Raw genomic sequence first — 296 nt, forward strand, 5'->3', positions numbered from 1 at the left:
TATTGAAGACCTTTATGCAGATGGGGCCTATCAAAGTCCGGACAATCGAGAGTTTGCAAAGAACCACAATGCCATGCAGCTCAAGACTGGCAAGATGCAAGGTGGATGCAGATGGGAACTGATACCACATGACGAGGATGGTCTTACCATTAGGGAGATTGCTACTGGCAACACCTATGAGGCCGTCAAAGCTGTCACAATGCAGGGCTCTAGAAAGCGATGGAGAATCCCATGGAACAACAAAACCGGTTGGCGTTACTTTGAAGACAAAGACATTAAAGCCTATCAGCTAAGGA

1 pseudogene is annotated in these 296 nt (G+C 47.0%); it reads left to right on the forward strand.

Annotated elements, in window-relative coordinates:
- Positions 1 to 296 (forward strand): annotated as a pseudogene (locus EXN75_RS17520) (transposase); the annotation flags it as partial.

Source organism: Segatella hominis (assembly GCF_004535825.1).
GTDB lineage: Bacteria > Bacteroidota > Bacteroidia > Bacteroidales > Bacteroidaceae > Prevotella > Prevotella hominis.